Below are 21644 nucleotides of genomic sequence, written 5' to 3'. Positions count from 1 at the left end.
CGTATAGAACCACCGCCAGAGCGATCTGTAATGAAAGCGACAGAGACGCACAGGCCAGAAGCATCGCGGAGCACACAAAACCGCGACCTACAATCGGGCTCTTCAAGGAGCTGATAAAGATAAAAAGGGAGCTTCGAGCGGGCTGTCGTACGTCAGGAGGTACGTAGCCGCTGCAAATAACGCCATCGGTGGCGTTGGAGACGATAGTAGCCGCAGGCGGCCGGTTTAGCAAGTGGAAATCTTTGGCGGCGAATTGTGTTGCGGGGAAAGCAGATACCGTGGCACGATACCGCTACCCTCTACATCGTTTTGACACCTGGATGTGTCATAGAACGCGACAGAGATTCGATCGCACCCTCTGTGCGTCGAACTGCTGCCGCCGGTCGATCTCTCTCTCGAGAATTTGTGTGTCGTTCCTGGTCCATCTGTCGCTTGCAGGAGATGTGGTTCCCTGAGAAACCAGCATCTTGAGCGTACGGAAGGCGGATAGGCCTTTTTGCCTGTCGGGACAAACACATCGAGCAGGAGCCTGCTGAAACCTCTCAGGAGAACATCATGTTCAAGTCAGCAGTCAGGTGCGGCATTTTTCTATGCATCATCAGTCAGGCCGCTTTTGCCCAGAGCGGATTTCTCAAATCATGGGAAGATCGCGTACGCGCGACGTCGGCGCGTCAGCCTTCGTGGGCGGTTCCAGTGGTCGCTCCGTCTGCGGTGATCGTACAGCTTGCACGGGTGGACTTCGTTCATCAGTACACGTCGACGCATACCGAGACGTGGAACTACGACAACGGCAAAGGCGTAAACTTCATTCCCTTTGCACGGACGGAATTCGATATCAATCTGCCGCCGTATATTCAGCACAATACCCGGACGGTGCATGACGGCGCAGGCGATATGTCATTCGTAGCCAAGTATCGGATGTTCGCAGCGAATGAAGGGGGAAACTACTCGACCGCAGTACAGGTTGCCTTCTCCGTTCCTACAGGAAGCTACAAAAATGGCACTGCGGTCTCGACAATCACGCCCACGCTCGTTGGCGGCAAGGGCTTCGGCAAATTCGATATCCAGTCAGCACTTGGCGGAGTACTTCCCACCAGCTCCTCGAACACGATAGGCCGCACCATTGCCTGGAACACGGTGGCGCAGTATCAGGTAGGCAAATATTTTTGGCCGGAGTTGGAGGCGAATGCGAGCTACTTTCGCGGTGGACCGAACAGCGGCAGGAATCAGGTCTTCCTAACGCCGGGAGTCATCGTCAGCAAAATCAAGCTTCGGAGCGATCCAAAAGACAGGCTGGGGCTTGTGCTGGGAGGCGGATTTCAGATAGCCACATCACATTTCCATAGCTACAACCACAGTGTTGTTCTTACAGGGCGGCTCGTATTTTGATTCCGCCATCTGCCAAAACAGCTGTCACGCAGGCAGAGTAGTTTACCGTTTGTTCTGACAGGAGGACAGAATAGAATCGAGTTGTGTCCTGCCCCAACAGCTTTATTGATCTTGTCGCCGTTATCGCGGCAGGGCACAACCAGAAATACTTTGATCGGGAGGAAGCGTGGCACACGCAAGCTTCAAAGGACTCCGCGTACTTTCTCTGGAGTCCCGTCGCGCGAAGGAGATCGAGAAGCTCATTCGCACGTACGCCGGCGAGGCGATCGTTGTGCCCTCGATGCGTGAGGTTGGCCTCGAATCAAACGAGGAGACGCTGCAGTTTGCTGAAAAGCTGATCGCCGGTGAGTTTGATCTTGTGGTGTTCCTGACGGGCGTTGGCGTCCGTGCCATGTTGGATATCGTTCAGACACGCTTCGACAAGGAGGCATTTCTCGACGCACTACGCCAGGTGAAGATCGCCGCGCGCGGAGCGAAGCCTTCGACGGCACTGCGAGAGCTCAGGGTTCCCATCCATGCCATTTCGGATGAGCCAAGCACATGGCGCGAGCTAATGCGCGCGATTGACGAGTCGTTTGGCGCGTCTCTAGGCACGATGAAGGTCGCGGTACAGGAGTATGGTGCATCGAATCCTGAGTTCCTGGCGGAGCTCAGCAATCGGTCGGCCGATTTGCTGAAGGTTCCTGTCTATCAGTGGGCATTGCCGGAAGACCTGCAGCCAATGCGCGATTGCGTGTCGGCGCTGGTAGCCGGTGAGATCGATGTGGTGCTGTTTATGACTGCTGTCCAGGTGATCCACCTGTTCCAGGTCGCCGAGCAGATGTCGCTGGCAGAGGAGATGACACGAGCTCTACAGTCAATCGTTATTCTTTCGATCGGACCAACGACCTCGGAGGAGCTGACGCACTATGGCATCCAGCCGGACTTTGAGCCCTCGCGACCAAAGATGGGCTTTCTGGTGAATGAGGCAGCGCAGTACTCCAGAAGAATTCTCGATGAGAAGAGAAACAAGAAGATCGAAGCGGTTTCCGCTGCGGTCGACGAACTGGATCACGACGGCGAGGGAGACGAAGAAACATCACAGCCGGTTCGACGTGTCGCTCTTTCGACACCAACGATGGCGGGATTTCGCGATGGACTGCAGCAGATCGACTTCCTGCACGAGATCAGCAGCCGAATCGCCGCAGCGGATTCGTTGCATCTGGTCCTGGACCGGATCGTATCCTTTATCTCAAGCATGATTCCGTGCGATTCCTGCTTCGTCTATGTGCTTGAAGGCGACAGTCTTGTGATGCGAGCTTCAAAGAATCCTCACGCCGATCTGGTGGACCACGTCGGCGTGCAGGTTGGGCAGGGAGTAACAGGATGGGTGGCGAAGCATCGCCAGCCGGTTGCGCTGGCTTCAGGAGCTTCGAACGATCCCCGCTTCAAGGCATTCAAAAATATTCCGGAAGATCACTTCGAGGCAATGTTATGCAGTCCGATCATCTGCGCGGGGAGAGTGGTTGGAGTTATCAACCTGCAGCATCGCCTCTCCTATCGGCATAGCACGGATGAGGTCCGGCTACTTTCGACGCTGGGCTACCTGGTTGGAGCAGAGATCGAACGCGCGCGTCTTGAATCAGAAAATTCTCAGCTCGCCAATCGACTTGAAACTCGTAAGGCCGTCGATAAAGCCAAGAGTATTCTTCAACGTGATTTATCGCTCTCTGAAGATGATGCCTATCAGATGATGCACAGGGAGAGCCGACAGAGACGGAAATCCATGCGTGAGATTGCGGACGCAATTCTATTGTCGGAAGAACTTCGCAAGAATCGCGACTAGATAGTCTAGTTGGAGCATCTGGAACTCTGATCCGTAAATAGCCTTCCCTGAACCATCACCAACGTTACCGGCCAAAGCCAAATACGCTTCAATTCGCATAGAGTTACGGGATATATGGCTGCGGCTCTGCAGCCCCATGGCGATAAGGACTGTACCAGTTATGTTTTGCGGGCCACTTAGTCTGATATTTTTTATTCTGCGGACCAGTCGGCAAGTTATCTTCGAGACGAATCGTCCACATCGCTAACTCAGCCATCAGACGACTCTGCTGCGCAGCGTGCTGTGGCTTGCCAAAGAGATTCATCAACTCACACGGGTCATGATGCAGATCATAGAGCTGGCCATAACCCATCATGTCGTATATCAACTTCCACTCCTTCATGCGCACCATGCCTTGCAAACCACTCTGCGTTACCTTGTTCAACTCGTCCCATGATCCCGAGCGCTTCGGCTCGTGCGAGATCGAGGTCGGCACAGCATCCTGATCGTCGTAATATAGGCCGCCCAACCCTACCTGCGCATAAATGCTTTGGAACTCTTCCTGCGGAAAATTCTCGCCTCGCAACAGCGGCCACAGGCTTCTGCCCTGTACCCCTTCCGGAATCCCTGCGCCCATCGCCTCGCACATGGTGGGCATCAGGTCCGCCATGGAGGTGAAGGCGGAATTTACCTGTGGCGTTGGCTTCACGCCGTACCCCCACCATATCTGCGGCGTGTGGCTAAGATCCTCATACAGTCCCACGCCCTTGCGCCCCAATCCGTAATCCATGAGGTAATCGCCATGGTCGGAGGTAAACACCACCAGCGTCTTCTTCGAAAGACTTTTTTTCTCTAGGTGCTCCACGAGCCGCTTGATCTGGTCATCGATCATACGCAGCGCGCCCAGATAGTTGGAGACGTAGCGTCGCCACTGTTCTTCGGTCGCAGGAAAATTATCCTGCTGCAACCGGTATTCCCATTGCGCCCGAGGCCCCATATGCTGCAGAGCCTCTGGCCCTGCGCACCTCGGTGGTATCGATTCAGGCGGAAACATATTCCAGTAAGGCGCAGGTACCTGTTCCGGGTCATGTGGCTCAGGGAAGCTTACCTGCAACAGGAAAGGATCATCTCCTGTCTCATCGATAAACCGCAGTGCCTCGGAGGTGATCCGGTATGGAAGCTGGGTCTCCAGCGGATAAGGGCTTGCTTCCATCGCTACATTGAAGTGAAGCCCTTTCAGCCACTGCTCGAATGCTCCACTCTGCGTTGCAGCATCCGGCGCCATGTAACCGCTGTCGTGCCCAAACTCCCGCCACACATCCACGCGATCCTTCGTGAGATAGGTGTGATTTTTGCCCGTCAACGCGGTGCGGTATCCACTCGCTTTTGCTACCTGGTACAGGTCCTGCGAGAAAAATGCATCGGAAGCATCGAGATTCATACGGACATGGTGTGCCTGTGGCCAGCGGCCCGTCAGCATAGAGATACGGCTGGGGACGCACAAAGGCGTCGTGCAGTAGTTTTTCTTAAACGCAATTCCCTCCTGCTGCAACGAGTCCAGCGTTGGACTTGTGTCAAGAGGATATCCATTCGCTTTGCTCAGCCCGTAGTGCCGCTGATCGGCGATCACAATAATCAGATTCGGCCTCTCAACCTTCTGCTCCTGGGCCTGTGCCTCCGGTAGTCCCTGCGCAGCAAGTGCCAGGCTTGCCATCTTCAGAAAATCTCTCCGCTCCATCCAATACTCCTTTTCTTTCTCGCGGGGCTGAACCTTTAGAACTTCACCTTCGCGCCAAACTGGAGTACACGCGGCGAGCCGGTACCTGTGACCTGGCCGTAGTTCGAGGTTCCAAGCTGGGTCTGCAGGGTTGTGAAGTTCGTATGGTTAAACGTGTTGTAGGCTTCAGCACGGAGTTGCAGGCTGAACTTCTCTTTCAGAGACACTGTGCGGTACATGCTCAGATCCCAGTTCTCATAGCCAGGTCCATGAATATTGTCAGGGCCAGCGCTGCCCACCCTGTACTGTCCAGCCGGTACCGCCCGAAACGATCCTGTATTGAACCATTGCTTCAACACATGAGGTGCGTTCGTATTCGGATTGCTGATGTAGTCAGGGCGTCCTGTCGCTGGACCAACGAGGAGTCCGACTCCGCCCGGATCCACCGAGGATGTCGTTGCTGTCAGGTACTGTCCCGAACCATACGAGACGATACCACTCACTTCGAAGCCACCGGCAAGCCGTCCCACGAATCCTTTTTGCCCACGAAAGAACGGCAGTGGATACACCGCACTCGCATTGAAAATATGTGTTCGATCCAGATCCGTGTGGCTGTATTCGGCTGCGATGTTTGCGGAGTTTTGCGGTGTGCGTGCGTTCGTTAATGCTTTTGAAAACGTGTAGTTCACCGTCAGGACGCCGCCATGTTCAAACTGCTTCCTCACCGAAGCCTGCAAGCTGTTGTAATTTGAGCTAAAAAGATTTGCCTGCGTGACAATCGAGCTATATCCCAGATACGGCCGAATCTGGTTAAGATATGGCGTGTTTGCCGCAGTCACCACATTTCCCGAAATCAGACCCGCTGCCGCGTACGCACCCTGCGGTGCCTGATTGATGTCGATATTGCTGAAGAGATGCACTCCATGATTTCCGAAGTAGCCAACGTCGACCACCGTCCCCCAGCGCAGCTGATGCTGGATATCCAGATTGTATTGCTCCGTATAGGGTGCTGGATCGTGCGTCTGCAGCGCCTGTAGAGGATTTGGTGACGCACTGAACTGAGGTACGCCATTGCCTGGATTTGCGAACGACGGATTCGAAATTGTCGTATTCAGGATGTTTGGATAGTTCTGCGATTGCGCAAACTTGAACTGGTTCCCGGGAATCGAGAAGTAGTAGAGTCCGAAGCCACCACGCACCGCTGTCTTTCCATCTCCAAAGACGTCATAGGTAAACCCGAAACGAGGTGCGAAGTTTTTGCCAGGCGTCGTTTGAATGTTGTTTCCATAGGGAGAGTTCTGGCCGCCAATAATAATGCCGTTTTGCGGGCTGTACGCTGGGTTCGGTGCCTTTCCTCCGGCGCACGGTGCCACGGTGCAGATGACACCCGTGCCGCTGATCGTCGGTGCGCGCGTCGAGTCATACTGCGCGGGATCAAAGTTCAGCAGCGGCAGCTTTCCATAACCATCGCCGAGCGATGAACTCGTTGCTCCCGCAAAGTAGGTATAGCGCAGACCCACTGTGAGCGTCAGCCGACTGGATGCATGGAAATCGTCTTGCGCATATCCTTCGTAGATGTTCGTTCTGTAGTCAGCTACCGGATCGATGCTCCCTTGCGTAAACGTCGAGGGAGCGCCGAGCAGGAAGTTCGCAAATGCCTGGTCAAACTGCGTCGCTCCACCTGCTGGAAGTGCTCCAGGCGCAAATGCAAAGTTTCCTGCATTGGCAGATCCCGTTGTGCTGCCGCCTTTCATCAGTTCGATGTTCACACCAAACTTCAGCGTATGCCGTCCAAGCGTGTTCGTGTTATTCACGAAGATCTGCTGCAGCGGCGTGCGCTCGTTGTAGGGAGAATAGACTGCATACGTCGAACCATTGATGCTCAGGTGAGGCACCTGGCCGATCACAACGGGGTACGGTGTAGCTACCTGAATATCAGGCGAGTTTGTCGCAAGCATCGATCCGATCGCCTGCGCCGTCACCCAGTTTGCCCGTTGCGAGTAGCCGCCTTCCAGTACATGATTCGAATGGAACACCCACGTGACATGCCCAAGCCAGTTCGTCGAACCATTCGTCATCCGCGAAGTGGCAACTCCCGGGATACTCGTCGGCGCCTGAAAGCCATTCGGTACAACCAGGTTGAACGGCTCGTCCAGGTAGCGCATAAAGACGCTCAGGTTGTCGTTGAACTGGTGATCGATGCGGATCAACGTCTGCGTTTCGTTGTTATCGCCGTTGGCCTGTGTGATCAGGCCCTGGGGATCGTTTGGATTATTCGGAACGGGCAGCTTGTTGATGATATCTGTGAGATAACCCTGGGCAGTGGGATTGACCGAGCCAATGCTTTCTGTTGTCGCGGTGCAGACTCCAGCCGTGTACGCGATACAGACCGGAACTCCAAATCTTCCGGAGCGCTGCGCAAGCGTAGGAATATTGGTGACATTCTGCTGCACCGAGTTCCGTGTACGCAGGAACTCCTGTCCCAGAAAGAAGAACGTCTTTGCGTTCGCCCTGTCCATCAATTTAGGAATCCACACGGGACCGCTCAGGTAGTAGCCAAAGTCGGCATAGCGTTGGCCGCCGCGGGGTACATTCGCCAGATTGTTGAAGTAGGTGTTTGCGTTGAAGATCTGGCTGCGAAAAAACCCGAATGCGCCGCCATGAAAGTCCGCCGCGCCGGACTTCGTCTGAACGCTTACGAATGCCGCACCGGCTCCGCCAAACTCCGCACCGTAATTCGCGCGCTGAAGGTTAATCTCCTGCACAAAGTCGACACCTGGGAACGCGACCGGTTGCTGCCCTGCACGCTTCAGCGTGTCTGCTCCATCCACGAAGTAGCCGTTAGCCGCCGTTCCATTTCCATTGACAGAGAAGGTCTGAGCATTGACCTGTCCGCTCGTCGTGATATTGCCGCGATCATCCGGTCCCGGAACTCCGCTGCTGATACCCGGCTGGATATACATCAACTGCAGGTAATTACGGCTGCTCAGTGAGAGCCCTGTGACCTGTTGGCTTTGAATCAGCGTCGCCGAGGCCGCCGTATCCAATTGCGGTGCTACCTGGCTGGCCGAAACCGTGACGGCCTGCGATACCTCCCCAGGCGACAGCGTCACGGGAATGGCTGCAGGGGAACCCACATGAACTTCAATGCCGGAGATGTTCACGGAAGCAAATCCCGGGGCGGAAACCTGAATCGCATAGGTTCCCACTTTGAGCAGAGGAGCTGTGAAATCACCCTGCGCTCCACTCTTCACGACACGCGCAGTGAGATTCTGGTCTGTGTTCGTAATTGTCACGGTCGCGCCAGGCACAATCGCACCAGAATTATCTCTCACAGCCCCGTCAATCTCTCCGGTCAGAACCTGGGCTTGCAAAGCACTTTTCGCTATGAGAAAAACTGCGAGCAATGTGCATCGTATGAGCCACCGCTGTGTAATGACGCACATATTCTTTCTTTTCTTCAACACCATCATCTGCTTCCGCATGCGGTCCTTCTTCCTGCCACACTGCCCTGCCTTGATCTATGGACGACCGCCATTACAGTCGTCGATTCGCAGGACGGTCAACGAGCGGAACGGCGCATTTTGCAGTAGTTCATTTGGACTATTCCGCTAGCGAGCGCACGTTGACAGGTGCAATTGCCGGTGCTAACTTGCCCTCATCACTCGATGGTGGGCCATTGTGGATTCAAAGCGACAGCAAGACGCTGCGCCGCGTGCGTTCTTCGATCGAGACAGGATGCGGTTGGCAAGACTTCTTCAGCTTCTGCTGCTTACGCTGCCTCTCACTGCATGCAAGGGCCTGCATCCCAGCCGAGAGATCGATCTGATTCCTCTCTTCTCGACCGACATGCCCTCCCTTTGTCTGCATGCAGGCATGGATGAGGCTGTTGATGATGCTGGCCTGCATGTCCGATTCAATGGCCCTCCCGATGGGGATACCCAGCGCCAGATCGACATTGTTGCAGAGGCCATCGCACGCAATGTCTATGGCATAGCAATCACTCCTCCACGCCTCTACTCTGCTAATGGAGTTGTGCGTCAGGCGGCCTCCCGCGGCATACCCACAGTGGTTCTTATGCATCCTGCTCTTTTCCCCCCGCAACAGCATCTTTCTTTTGTCGTCGAAGATTTGGCAGTTGCGGCACAGCTTGCTGCGGCCCGCGTTCAGGCTGTCACCCCGCCACACACTCACATCCTGATAGCCGGCATCGATACGATCAGTTCTGGCAGTCAGGACCGTTTTACTGCGGTCGATTCTGCGCTGAAGCAAACCGTACCGCAAGATACTGTTACCGTACGCATCACGAACTCTTCAGGAAACCGGGCGTTTGTCTCTGAGTTGGTCAAGGCTCTTTCGGAGGACTCGAGCATCAACGCGATCATCGCTCTCGACAGCCATGCTGCTTACTGGATCGCTCTCACCGTGCATCGTGCAAATGCCGGCAACCGGATTAAGGTTATAGCCTTCGATCAAAGCGTGGAAGTCCTTGCTGCCTTGCGCCACGGGGATGTGGACTCGGTGATCGCACAGGATTTACGCACCACAGGCCGCCTCGCAATCTCCAACATGCAGCGTGACCGCCACCAGCTTCCTGTGCCAACTATCACGCGTGTCGCACCATTACTCGTTACCCGCGAAGACATCGACTCTGACGCAACGCAGCGCGTGCTTCTGCTCAACTGGATGCGACCATGACGAAGCGCGGCAACCTGATCTGGATATCCTTATCCGTTCTCCTGATGACCGTCAGCATTTTTCTTGCTGTTGGCATCACAAAACTTCGACGTCAGGTACTTCCATATCACGACTCGTTTACTTCTGAAAAAGCGCAGGAATGGACTCCGGTAGGCGGGTTCTGGCGTCTCCAAAACGGCGCTGTCATCAATGGTTCCGATGCAGCAGGCTCCAAGCTGATTACAGGTTTTTCCAATTGGAGCGACTATCAGATGACCGCCACGCTTCGCCTGTTGGCACATGGCGGCGATGTGGGCCTCATCCTCCGCGTCAGCAATCCAGAAGTTGGCCCCAACGCCTATCGCGGTTATTACGTCGGCTTGCGCTCCAATGATGCCTCGCTGGTCATGGGACGAGCGAACTACTCGTGGCTTGAGAGCCGCCCGGTCTTCATGGGCGAGCCCGTTCTAACCGGGCGCTGGTACCGTCTTCATGTTGTTGCCTTCCGATGCAAGCTCGCCGCTGAAGCCGTGGATCTTGTAACTGGCATGCATCAATATGCAGCATTGCAGGACCCTCCCAATACCTGCATCACTCATGGTCAGGCCGGCCTGCGATCTACGGATACCGGTAGCGCCTGGAAGGACATCTCCATCGCCAAAGCGACTCAGGCTGATCTCGATCGCATCCTCGCACATGGTCCCGCGCTCTCCGAACCGGCTTACCCCATCAGGGAGCAGGATCTTAATCGCATGCGCAACATCTTCTCCCCGCCCGGCTATCCGTTTTTGGCGCAGCAGGAGGATTCGCGCTCGATCTCCAAGGAGGAACTCGACAGGACGGACTCCGTTCCACTGACCACGGTGCTCGATGCACGAACATCTCCGCGCACTGACTCCAGGGTCCGTCTTCATGGAGTCATCACTTCGATTTCACCGTTCTACATACAAGATGCGACAGGTGGCATTCGTCTCATGCCACCTGATCCAGGAGCCCTTTGCATCGGAGATGAGGTGGATGCCATCGGACAACCGGCCGAGCAAGCTGGAGTTCCAGTCTTCCTCGCAGACTCTGTAGATGGGCCGCGCGACAGAACCGCTCTCTCAACCCTCTCGATCACTCCTGCACAAGCAGCGAGCGGTATGTTTGAAGGAACTCTCGTTGAGGTCATCGGTCAGCTCGTCTCTCGTACCGTGCAGCCCAATGGCTCAGTTGTGCTTTCCCTTCATGCTGACGGGCAGGACTTTGACGCATTGGTTCAGAATGCCCCTTTCGGCTCGCGCAGAAGCAAGCTGCAATCCGGCAGCACACTTCGACTGAGAGGCATCTCGACGATCGCCGCCAGTTCTTCCTTCAACAGCAGCTTCACGATCCTTGTGCAATCCGCTGCCGATATCGATGTCCTCTCAGGCCCATCATGGCTGGCAGGCTGGCGCCTCTTTTGTCTCGCTGCTGCAGGATTACTTGCCTCAGGGGCTGCCGTCTACATCGTCATGCACTCGTCGCGATCTCGAGCAGCAGATATAACCGCTGAGCGCGAACGCCTCTCCCACCAGGTACATGACACACTGGCGCAAAGCTTCGCTGGCATCAGCTATCGCCTACAGGGGCTGCGCAAACATGCTCGAGGAAATAATGTACCCAAAGAACGTCTTGTCGAGGAGCTCGATGAAATCTACCAGGTCGTAGCCGGCACGCATCGTGAAGCCAGCGCCTTCATTGCTGCACTCCATCCAACGGGGCACGAGAACAGCGACCTGCTCAGCCTCATCGAACGGGCAAGCATCAACCTTTGCGCCAACCACGGACCTTCCATTCATACCAGCCGTTCCGGCGAACCTTGCATCCTCGATCCAGCTCTCGCCGATGTGCTCTTTCGAGTTGCCCTCGAAGGCATGGCAAACGTTCTTCGCCACGCCCAGGCCTCAACCGTGCGGCTCGCGCTCGACTACACGCAAGATGCCGTCACCCTTACACTGGAAGACGACGGAATCGGCTTTTCGCCTGACTCCGTAACACCGCATCTTGGTCTGCAAGCCATGCAGAAACGCTGCGCTGCCGTAAAGGCGTCGCTTCACATCGATTCAACTCCCGGCAGGGGGACATGCCTATGCGTAACGGCTCCACATGGCACACTTGTCCGCACACGCATTCGCTTTTCTCCATTCCGAATTTCAAGGCGCCCCAGGAGCGAGGCATAAATGAACCCGATCCGGATCTTCATCGTGGATGACCACAACGTCGTGCGCATGGGACTTCATGCCATGCTTCGTTACGAAACCAGTATCGACGTCGTCGGGACCGCCGCTTCGGGCACGGAGGCTTTAGGCATTCTGCAGAGCCGACCGATCGATGTCTTGCTCACCGATCTGCGGATGCCTGGCATGGGTGGCGATGAGCTGCTGGCCGAGGTGCGCAAACTTCAGCCCCACGTCGAAGCCGTCATCCTCACCAACTACCACTCGGCTGAAGATGTCTTCCGTGCCATCAAGGCGGGCGCCATGGGCTTTATTCTCAAAACGGCGTCCATGGAAGAAATCCTCGACGCCGTGCGCTCTGTCCATGCGGGCCAGCGCGCCATCCCTCCCTATATAGCAAGCAAATTAGCGGAAAAAGTTGCGGAGCAGGCCCTCAGTGTGCGCGAAGGCGAAGTCCTGCAGCTTATGGCGCGCGGCTATCGTAACCGCGAGATAGCCAACAAACTATTCATCAGCGAAAATACAGTTCGCAATCACGTTATCAACGTGCTGAAGAAACTCGGCACCACCAACCGAACCGAAGGAGTCGCGCTCTCCATCCAGAAGGGTCTGGTACGTCTTGATGATTGATTCTTAGGTCAGATTCTGGATGCTCTAGTCCGCCCGATAAGCAACGATCTCAATTCGCGAGCTCTGGCCTGCAAAGCTTCGGGAACGGAGCAGGACCTCGAAGCCTGGAATGACTCCGCCTGTCTTCTCGATCTTCTTGAGAAATGGACGAAGATAGGCATCGTCAAAGATGAAGTCCGCCGCAGTTTGAGTTCCGGCCATCGTCTGGCCTTCGAGGATGAGCACATGGCCCGACGTCTGCAGATTCGAACGATAGGCGGCAACTCCATAGATCGTCGGCGTGGGATCCTGGGGCGTTGAATCATAGTGCGTCGCCTCCCCCAGCCGGGGATGCAGGTTAATCATCTGTGCCTTGTCGTGCAGAAGGTCATCCTGAAAATGAAAATTTAGCGACGGCTCGTACAGTTGCACCCACGGATTGGATTCAGCCGAGCCCAGCAGGATGGCATTACCTTGCTTCAGGTCTTCAAGGCGCAGATCTCTCGCGTACCGGAATGAGAATTGTTCGTGCCGCCCTTCGAAGATGCGCGTTACTCGTTCGAGCACCGAAAGATCGACGGCGGGCGTGTATCGTCTCGTTCCGAACTTCCGCACAATCTCTCGAGACACCGACGCAGAGTTCGTATCGTTCAGATAGTCGCCGCGAACATAGGATGCCAGTGAGACGCGTTGCCCCGTCAGATGCTGGTACATCACCAGACCGCTGTCTGAACTAACCACAACTGTCTTCATTCCGCTGCCCGGAATAAATTCCTTCCACAGTGGATGCTGGTCGACTTGCCTCTCCTGCCTGACGTGCGCCGCGCCAGACTGTCTTGCGACCAGCACGCCACCAAGAAAAAGGATGACGACTGCGGCGATCGCCAGCGCCAGCCGAAGGCGGAAGACCGTTGTTCGCGATGTGGGCTGGATGCTGCGAGACTCTTCGTTCGAAGCCGCTGCCTTCTTCGGCTCTTCTCTCAGTGCGGATGGCAATTCTTCAGCGATCTCCGTCGTCGTGTCGGTGTGTGCGTTCTCAGTGAGGGGTATCCACAGCGGACGCGGCTCGAACGAAGGGATATAGCTTCCCCGAGGGATCGTAAGGATCAACGGCTCGTTGTGCCCTTCTTCCTCGAAGTATTTCTTCAGCCGATGGCGTAGACGGCTGGCATGTGAGCGAACGATGCTGTCTACCGCGGGATCGTAATCGCGAGTCCTGCCGAAGACGGCGGAACCGATGTTCTGTTCATGAATGTCATCGAACCGGCCCTTCTCCGCGAGAGAGTAGACGTACTTCAAAAAATCCGATAGCCGAGCCGATCTCGTAAAGGCCGAGGACGCGACGATACGCTTCACCAGATTGCGCCGGCTGTCGGCGTCCTCCGGCACGTACCCGCGTTCCGCGCGAGAGCTTGTCTCAAGGATCATCTGATTGGTCCGTTCGCTTGATTACACGGAATGTGAATTACGGGAATGTGAATCGTGCCGGCGCGGAACGCGAAATCTGCGTTTCGACGCTACATGTAACTCGGTAGCCTGCTTTTGGTTAGCAGGCATTTAACAGTGAAGTCGCAGTGAAAAGTCCAGACGAAAATCTGAATCTGGGTCACGATCTCTCCATACGCAGAATCAATCTCCGAGTCCTGCAGGAACCCCGGTTGTTTGCGGTGTGTTCTCTTCCGCAGGGAGCAGCATCCCGATCGTCCCACTGAACTCTGAAGAGGCTCGAAACAAATATATGCGCTCTCAAAGAAACTCCTTTGCGACCCTGGCCGCCCGTATCACCATGATCTTCCTCGGTCTGTTTGCCCTTTGTATGGCTGATCGCCTCGCTTTGGCACAGCTCGATCGCGGCAGCTTCGTCGGCACTATCGCCGACGGTAGCGGAGCCGGCGTCCCAAAGGCGACGGTGCAGATCACCAACATCGACACTGGCATTCAGGCGACGACCACCAGCGATCCGACCGGACACTACGAGGTCTCCTCCCTCCAGCCGGGCAACTATCGCATCGAGGCGACCTCCAGCGGATTCTCCCGCGCCGTGGCCGACAAGATCACCCTGGCCGTCGGCGGACGCCAACGCATCGACCTGAGCCTCAAGATAGGCAATACCGACACGACGATCGAGGTCAGCGATGTTGCCCTGCAGGTTGAGACAGAAAGCAGCCAGCGCTCGCAGGTAGTCACCAACTACCAGAGTGCGGCACTTCCCCTGGTGACCCGTAACTACGCTGACCTGCTTGGCCTGGTGACCGGCGTTCGCGCAACAACAGATGCTGCGCCTCGCGCCAACACGTCCAGCCTGGTGCGCGCCGGCACATTCAGCGTGAACGGACAGCGCTCGGTACTGAACAATTTCCTTCTCGATGGCGTCGACAACAACTCCTACAGCGCCAGCAACCAGGGCTTCGATAATCAGATCATTACGCCTCCGCCGGACTCCGTCTCCCAGTTCAGCGTCATCACCAACAGCATGAATGCCGAGTACGGCCGCGGTCCCGGAGCGACCGTCAACGTCGCCACGCGCGGTGGCACCAACCGTTTCCACGCGACCGTCTATGAGTTCATCCGCAACACCAAGCTGAACGCGACCGGATACTTCGCTCCCACAGGCGGCGTCAAGCCTCAGTTCAATCGGAATCAGTTCGGCGCTAACTTCGGCGGACCGCTGCTCAAGGATCGCCTGTTCTACTTCGTTGATTACGAAGGCTTCCGCCAGGTGGTCGCTCCTGTCGCCTTCGCCAGCCTTCCCACTGCCAAGGAACGTCAGGGCATCCTTGCCGTCGACGTGCAGGACCCCTATAACGGCACAACCTACACGCGCGGTTCCTCCATTCTGAACTCGCCGAACATCTCTCCCATCTCGATGCAGGTCGTCAACTACCTCAATCAACTGGTCCCCATCGACCCGAGCATCACCTCGACTACGAACAGCTATCGCGGCACCTCGCGTTTTACCGACAATTCGGATAAGGGCAGCCTGCGCCTCGATTGGCAGGCCAGCAGGCGCGATGCTCTGTTCGCGCGGATCAGTGATCGCAAAGAGAACGCCGTCAACTTCCCCACGTTGCCGCTGCCCCTCGACGGTGGGTCCAACGGTGTGCAACGCATCCTCGATCAGCAGATCGTACTTGGCTGGACACACACCATCTCCAACAACCAGCTGCTCGACGTGCGTCTCGGCCTCGATCGGACCAAGGCATCCAAAGCCTCACTCTCTATCGGAGATACCTCCTTCGACATCCCCGGACGTCCAACCAACCCTGTTGTCTTCGGCGGCCTCTCAACGATGTCGATCTCGGGCGGCTTCTCGACCCTGGGGCGGCAGTCCACCAATCCGCAGTGGCAGAACCCCGCGATTCTCGATCCAAAGATCAACTACTCCTACGTGCATGGCAGGCACTCTCTGAAGTTTGGCTATGAGTTTGAGCGTCTGTGGATGGCCGTCCAGAACACCGATCCCCTCGGCGGCAGCTTCAGCTTCAGCGGTGGTTTCAGCAAGTGCGCCCGCTCTGCGGCAGGCTGCACCAGCACCTCCGCTGCGCAGGACACCTACTGGGCGGACTTCCTCTTCGGGGCATCGAGCCAATACGCTCTCTCCAGCTATTTCATCGCCTATCTGCGCCAGAACATGCACAATGTCTATGCGCAGGACGATTGGAAGGTCAGCCCCAAACTGACACTGAACCTCGGCGTTCGCTGGGAGTACGGCTCCCCTTACTACGATCGCGACAACCGCGTCACCAACTTCGATCCCGCGACTGCGACATTGCTTCACGCCAAAAGTGGTGGCGTCTATGACCGCACTCTCATGGACCCCGATCTCAACGACTGGGCGCCGCGCCTTGGCTTTGCCTACTCGGTCGATCAGAAGACCTCACTGCGCGGAGGCTACGGCGTCGGTTATGTCCACTACACCCGTGCAGGTCCTGGAGTGCTGCTTGCCATCAATGCACCTCAGGCCATCAGCGTCTCAGTGGCGCAAACTCCGGGTGGTTCAGGCTATCGCAGGCTGCAGGAGGGCTTCCCGGCCGGTCTCACCGACACCTTCGATCCTCTGAAGACAACCATCATCTACATGCCGCGGCATACACGAGACAGCTATGCGCACAGCTACTATGCCTCCGTGCAGCGCCAGCTCATGAAGAATACCCTCCTCGATGTCGCTTATGTCGGCAACCATGGACTGAAGCTCCAGACGATTGGCAACTACAACCAGCGCGATCCCAGCAAGAACTTCGCACGGCCGATCCCCACCTGGAGCGAGATCACCAATCCCCGCAATGCGGGCTACTCCAACTACAACTCGTTGCAGGTCCGGTATGAGCAGCGTTTTCTCGCCGGCCTCACACTGCTCAACTCCTTCACCTGGGGCAAGAGCATGGATAACGACAGCGCCTCACAGGACAGCAACGGCCCCTCACCACAGGACGCCAACAACCCGGCCGCCGAGTATGCGCAGTCAGACTACAACCAGCCCATCATCGACTCGCTCAGCCTCGTCTATGAGCTTCCCTTCGGCTACGGCAAAGCCTTTCTCGGGAGCAGCGGTCGTATCGTGAATCAGTTCATCGGCGGATGGCAGCTCAGCGCCATCAACCAGTTCTCTTCCGGAACTCCGTTCAACGTCACCTACAGTCCGCCCTCGGCTAACCAGGTTTCCCCCGGCCTCACGGCCACCAATCGTGGTGCGAATCAGTATCGTCCTAATCGCGTGGCAGGTCAGCCGCTGGTAAAACGCACCCAGAGCGGCAGCACGATCCAGTGGGTGAACTTCGCTGCGATCTCCCTGCCCAACACCAGCAGCAATCCCAATCCCTTTGGCAACCTCGGGCGCAATCCGGGACTTGGGCCGTCGTACTACAACACGGACCTCGCCTTGAATAAGACCTTCGGCGCGCGCGATCAGGGGCTCAAAGTGCAGTTCCGCACGGAGGCCTACAACCTCTTCAACCACACCAACTTTGTCTCGCCGACCAACAGCAGCATGAGCGGTACCGTCGGAGGTACGCCAACCTCCGGTGGAACGGTCTCGAGCACTTTCCCATCGCGTATTCTTCAGTTCGGTGTCAAGGTGATCTACTGATGCGACGACGAGTCATAGCTGTGGCAGTGGCCGCGCTGGCCGGGTTGGCCAGCGCACAAACCCAGGAGAATCCCGCAGCGAAGGAGTTACGGCGCCTCCCGGCCGATGAGGCCCACCAGGGTGTCGCCTCCGATAGGAGCTTTGTCTTCGCGATAGCTGACAGCAGGATCGGCAAATACGACAAGACCACCGGCAAGCGAGTCGAACTGTTTGAAGGCGATCCCGCCGTCTTCATTCACATGAACAGCTGTTCGGTCGTCGCGGAGGAATTAGTCTGCGCCCTGTCGAACTTTCCCAATCTGCCCCAGATCAGCTCCGTGGAATGGTTCAGCACGCATACGCTGAAACATCTGCGCAGCCATAGCTTCGGAGCGGCGCGCGGATCGATGACCTGGGTTGACTGGCATGACGGCTCTTGGTGGATCTGCTACGCCAACTACGATGGGAGAGGTGGCGATCCCACACGCGATCACAACGCAACCTTGCTCGTGAAGTACACCCCACAGTTTGTGGAGCAGGGCTCATGGGTGTTTCCTCAAAACGTACTCGAACGATTCGGGCATATGAGTGCCTCTGGCGGACGATGGGGAAAGGACGGCTTCCTCTACGTGACCGGGCATGACCTGCCGGAGATGTATGTCCTGAAGCTACCCGCCGCCGGTGCTCGACTGGAGTACGTTCGTACGATCACGATCCCAACCAACGGCCAGGCCTTCGACTGGGACATGGCAAAGCCAGGACACCTCTGGACGATTGAGCGCAAAAGAACAGAGATGGTCGAGAGCCTACTTCCGAATCGGTAAACACAAGCGTGCTTCTGCGGCCAATGTAAACGTTCCAGCTCCTGGAACATACCTTTGAAGGGTTCAAGACCTCAGCGGGGCACCAGAAAGGCAGCGCTATTTCAGCGTGGAATCAACCTTTGAGGAGGGACTTGCGGGACTCGATTTCGCGAGGCCGCCGGGCCACCAGTTCCAATCTCCGGCGAGGCAGAGCAGCGCGGGGCCAATGACCATGCGGACCACCGTTGCATCAATCAGCACGGCGACCGACAGGGTAAGCCCAATCATTTTAATCACTAAGAAGTCCCCGAACGTGAACGCCGCGAAGACGACGATCATGATCGCCGCAGCGCTGGTGATCAGGCCGGAGGTGCGGGCCATCGCCTCCGGAATGGCGTCGCGCTCGCTCAAGCCGCTTCTCCTCGCTTCCAGTACACGAGCTACCAGGAACACCTCATAATCCATGCTGAGACCAAACACGATGGCAAACGCAACAATGGGCACAAGGGGAAAGATACCGCCGGTGCCGCCGGGAAAGCCGATCAGACCGCTGCCATAGCCCTTCTGGAAGATCAGCACCAGAGCCCCAAATGAAGCTGCCACCGAAAGCAGGTTCAACGCGACAGCCTTGATGGCCACAACGAACGAACGGAACCCTGCGAAGAGTGCGAAAAGAGTACCCACGACAACCATGGCGGTCACGGAGGGAAATCTGCTGTCGATAATCGTTTGATAATCGGCATTCAAAGCTGGAATTCCGCCAACAAGAAATGTGGCGGAGGGAACGCCAGTCAGCGCCGGAGCCCCTACCTTGCGCAATTCGCGTACCCAGTCGACCTGGCTTCGCAGCGAGACCGAGGTCTTTGGCATCACCTCAAGCAACGCCGCGTGTCCATCGCTGCTGACGAACGTGCGCCGCGACTCCCGCGAGATGTTTGTGAGAAACGAACGATCGCCGCCTGCAAGCGTTGAGAGAGAGATGACTCGTTCGCAGCGCGGATCGCTCTCCAAAGTTTTACTCGCGCGATCGAGCGCAGCCCAGCCTGCATCGCTATTCACGATGGAGTCGTTCGGGAGTTCAACCAGGACGCGAATGGTCTGCACGACCCCGGCGCGGTCCATCTGTTCCAACTCATGCAGCGCACCCACCGAGTCCGCAGCTTTGGGCAACCAGTCGCCTTTGGGAAGGCTCGTATCCAATTGGGCTCCCTGCCACGCGAGAAGGAGCAGCGGCGCAGTTGCCAGCACAAGCGCGAGCCACGGATGGGCTACTATCTTCTGACCCCAGCGGCGCCAACGCATGCCTATCCTCTCGGATCGTCTCTCATCCATGTGCGGTACGAACGGCAGACGGCCTGTGTCGATTCGCCGGCCGAGTAGTGCCAGCGCCTCCGGCACGAGTGTGTTGGCGAGCAACACGCTCGTCGCTGCCACCAGGCAACCGGCTACCCCGATCGAGCGGATTTCGCTGATCGGTACAGTAAGCAGCGCGACGAAGCCGATCGCTACTGTGGATGCCGAGACAAGCAGCGTGTGGCTGGCCCGCTGCGATGCCATCCGCGAGGCCGTTATTCCGTCGTGGCCTTCGGCAATCGCCTCGCGGAAGCGGCTTACCATGAGCAACGTGTAGTCGATGCCAAGCCCGAGGCCGAGCATGGTTGCCAGATTCTGAACCAGAATGGAGAGGTGAAAACGAGCAGCGAGCAGGCCTGCGATCGCCAGTGTCGCGGCGATTGCCAACTGCCCGACGGCGAGAGGGATCGCTGAGGCGACCAGGCTGCCGAACGCCAGCAGCAGCAGTGCCAGAGTGGCAGGAATCGCCACGCTCTCACTGTGCTGGACTTCATCTGCGCTTGCCTTACGGATGTCGAAGTTCAGCGGGAGTTCACCCGTCAGTTTGAGGCTAATGTTTGGATAGCGCGGTCGAAGCTGTGACTCGAGCGTCTTCGCGTGCGCCTTAAGCACCGGAACCATGGACTCAACAGAAATGTCCGGCGAGCCGAGCCCCATCACAACGTAGGTTCCGCCACCTTTGCCAACGAAAATCGCATCGTGCAGGTCGAGGTACGAAACGACTCCAGAGATGCCGGGCTCGCTCTTGAGTCCATCCACGATGCCTGATAGCGCTTGCGTACCCTCGGACGTATCCAGCGATGGCAGTCCCTTGATCACCAGCACGACCTGGTCGACGAACGGTGAGTTGAAGCGAGTCTTCAACTCACTCGCTACCTTCTCCGCATCGCTACCTTCGACGCGCGTGGCAGTCTCAAGGTGCTGTTCGGAGTGAAAGGAGAAAGGGAGCAGCACGAGGACGCCGATAAGCACGGTGGCAGCCCAGAAGCGTCGCGATTGCAGAAATCTCATAATCGTTAGAAACTCGTTGCACCTTCCGCCGGAAAGAGCGGCTTGAATGTATAGATGGCTGCGTAAGACGATGCGATGTTCGCTGAGGCAACCAAAGCGAAGCGTGGCGCTTCGTATCGAGTCAGGATACACTGTGGCGCGGCGTGCTTTTTTAGCCCAATTCTGGACATCCTAGTGACCGCGTTGCGGTTGGGGGACACTCATCTTTAGACCTGCGACCATTCTTCCTGCGACCTGCGCGCTCCTCGTTGTTCTGCTTCCCGCTTCTTCCGCACTTGCAGCTGACCCGCGGACGGGTGCCTGGACATTGACGTCCGCACAGTCGTCCCTCGATCCACCGGACAAGCTCGTCATCGTCTCTACCGATGGCACAGTGCACGTCTCGATGACGGGAGAGACTCGCCTCGACTTCACGGCGAAGTCCGACGGCAAGCAAACGCCTGCCCCCTCAAATCCCTTATTCGACGAGGTCCAGCTCCACCGCAAGGGCCGTAAGCAGGTCGACGTCATCGAAAAGAAGAACGGTGCACTTGCGGCAACGATTCGCAATGTCCTGTCGAAGGACAACAAGGAACTCACGCTGACCACCTCGCGCCCCGGACACCCGGATCAAATCTCCATCTGGGTGCGCACCAGCGCGTCCAAGGGAGTACGTGATCCGTTCTCAGGCGATTGGATCCAGGACGTAAGCAAGACCCGCATGCGCCAGGGCATACCTCTGACGATTGATGCGGTTGGCAATGATGGCGTGCGCTTTGCCTATGACTACAGCTATACCGCGCACCTGGATGGGAAGCAGTACGACCTTCACGACTCGCGCAACGATACGGTGCAGCTCTCCCAGGTCGACGCCCACACCCTCGATGCAATCTACCGGCGCGATCAGCAGGTCACGCAGAAGGATCGATGGAGCGTTGCTCCCGATGGGAAGACCATGACGCTGACCGCCACAGGAACACTGGAGACAGGTCAGCGCTTTACGGAGAAGCTCGCCTTCGAACGCAAATAGGTGGCCGCA

12 protein-coding genes are annotated in these 21644 nt (G+C 57.0%); 8 read left to right on the top strand and 4 right to left on the bottom strand.

The window, feature by feature from the left end; genetic code table 11:
- Nucleotides 1-555: 555 nt before the first annotated feature.
- Together PW789_RS15265 and PW789_RS15260 are read left to right on the top strand one after the other, a co-directional pair.
- Nucleotides 556-1389, top strand: coding sequence for a transporter (locus PW789_RS15265; protein WP_299378015.1), 834 nt, complete (start codon nucleotides 556-558; stop codon nucleotides 1387-1389).
- A gap of 166 nt (nucleotides 1390-1555) precedes the next feature.
- On the top strand, nucleotides 1556-3214 hold the full coding sequence (locus PW789_RS15260; protein ID WP_299378012.1) for a uroporphyrinogen-III synthase: 1659 nt from the start codon (nucleotides 1556-1558) through the stop codon (nucleotides 3212-3214).
- A gap of 103 nt (nucleotides 3215-3317) precedes the next feature.
- Here PW789_RS15260 and PW789_RS15255 read toward each other — a convergent pair whose 3' ends face one another.
- The gene (locus PW789_RS15255) at nucleotides 3318-4907 is read right to left on the bottom strand and encodes a sulfatase-like hydrolase/transferase (RefSeq protein WP_299378008.1); all 1590 of its coding nucleotides are present in this window, start codon (nucleotides 4905-4907) and stop codon (nucleotides 3318-3320) included.
- A gap of 59 nt (nucleotides 4908-4966) precedes the next feature.
- Entirely contained in the window at nucleotides 4967-8245 is a 3279-nt protein-coding gene (locus PW789_RS15250; RefSeq protein WP_299378005.1) for a carboxypeptidase-like regulatory domain-containing protein, read from the bottom strand.
- Nucleotides 8246-8648: 403 nt separating this feature from the next.
- Between PW789_RS15250 and PW789_RS15245 the strand changes: the two genes are divergently transcribed.
- From PW789_RS15245 to PW789_RS15235, 3 genes are read left to right on the top strand one after another with little or no spacing between them, the layout of a single operon-like run.
- Nucleotides 8649-9608, top strand: coding sequence for a substrate-binding domain-containing protein (locus PW789_RS15245; RefSeq protein ID WP_299378003.1), 960 nt, complete (start codon nucleotides 8649-8651; stop codon nucleotides 9606-9608).
- Nucleotides 9605-11788 (top strand): sensor histidine kinase, encoded by a 2184-nt coding sequence (locus tag PW789_RS15240; protein WP_299378001.1) that lies wholly within the window; start codon nucleotides 9605-9607, stop codon nucleotides 11786-11788. Before PW789_RS15245 ends, PW789_RS15240 begins: the two co-directional genes overlap by 4 nt.
- Nucleotides 11789-12415, top strand: a complete 627-nt coding sequence (locus PW789_RS15235) for a response regulator transcription factor (RefSeq protein ID WP_299377999.1) — start codon at nucleotides 11789-11791, stop codon at nucleotides 12413-12415.
- 24 nt (nucleotides 12416-12439) lie between these two features.
- On the opposite strand, the gene PW789_RS15230 is transcribed toward PW789_RS15235, so the two are convergent.
- Entirely contained in the window at nucleotides 12440-13822 is a 1383-nt protein-coding gene (locus PW789_RS15230; RefSeq protein ID WP_299377997.1) for a hypothetical protein, read from the bottom strand.
- 310 nt (nucleotides 13823-14132) lie between these two features.
- Between PW789_RS15230 and PW789_RS15225 the strand changes: the two genes are divergently transcribed.
- Both PW789_RS15225 and PW789_RS15220 read left to right on the top strand, forming a co-directional pair.
- Nucleotides 14133-17480 carry a TonB-dependent receptor gene (locus PW789_RS15225; protein WP_299377995.1) on the top strand — a complete coding sequence of 1116 codons (3348 nt, stop codon included), beginning with the start codon at nucleotides 14133-14135 and terminating at the stop codon, nucleotides 17478-17480.
- Nucleotides 17480-18283: a hypothetical protein gene (locus PW789_RS15220; protein ID WP_299377993.1), complete on the top strand. Its 804-nt coding sequence runs from the start codon at nucleotides 17480-17482 to the stop codon at nucleotides 18281-18283. Before PW789_RS15225 ends, PW789_RS15220 begins: the two co-directional genes overlap by 1 nt.
- A 96-nt stretch (nucleotides 18284-18379) precedes the next feature.
- On the opposite strand, the gene PW789_RS15215 is transcribed toward PW789_RS15220, so the two are convergent.
- Nucleotides 18380-20626: an MMPL family transporter gene (locus tag PW789_RS15215; RefSeq protein WP_299377992.1), complete on the bottom strand. Its 2247-nt coding sequence runs from the start codon at nucleotides 20624-20626 to the stop codon at nucleotides 18380-18382.
- Between the two features lie 307 nt (nucleotides 20627-20933).
- On the opposite strand from PW789_RS15215, the gene PW789_RS15210 reads away from it, so the two are divergent.
- On the top strand, nucleotides 20934-21635 hold the full coding sequence (locus tag PW789_RS15210; protein ID WP_299377991.1) for a hypothetical protein: 702 nt from the start codon (nucleotides 20934-20936) through the stop codon (nucleotides 21633-21635).
- The last annotated feature ends 9 nt before the right edge of the window (nucleotides 21636-21644 follow it).

This window comes from Edaphobacter sp., assembly GCF_028283685.1.
In the GTDB taxonomy this organism is placed as follows: Bacteria; Acidobacteriota; Terriglobia; order Terriglobales; family Acidobacteriaceae; genus Edaphobacter.
The sequence above is the reverse complement of the archived record's forward strand: the minus strand, read 5'-3'. Positions and strand labels throughout refer to the sequence as shown.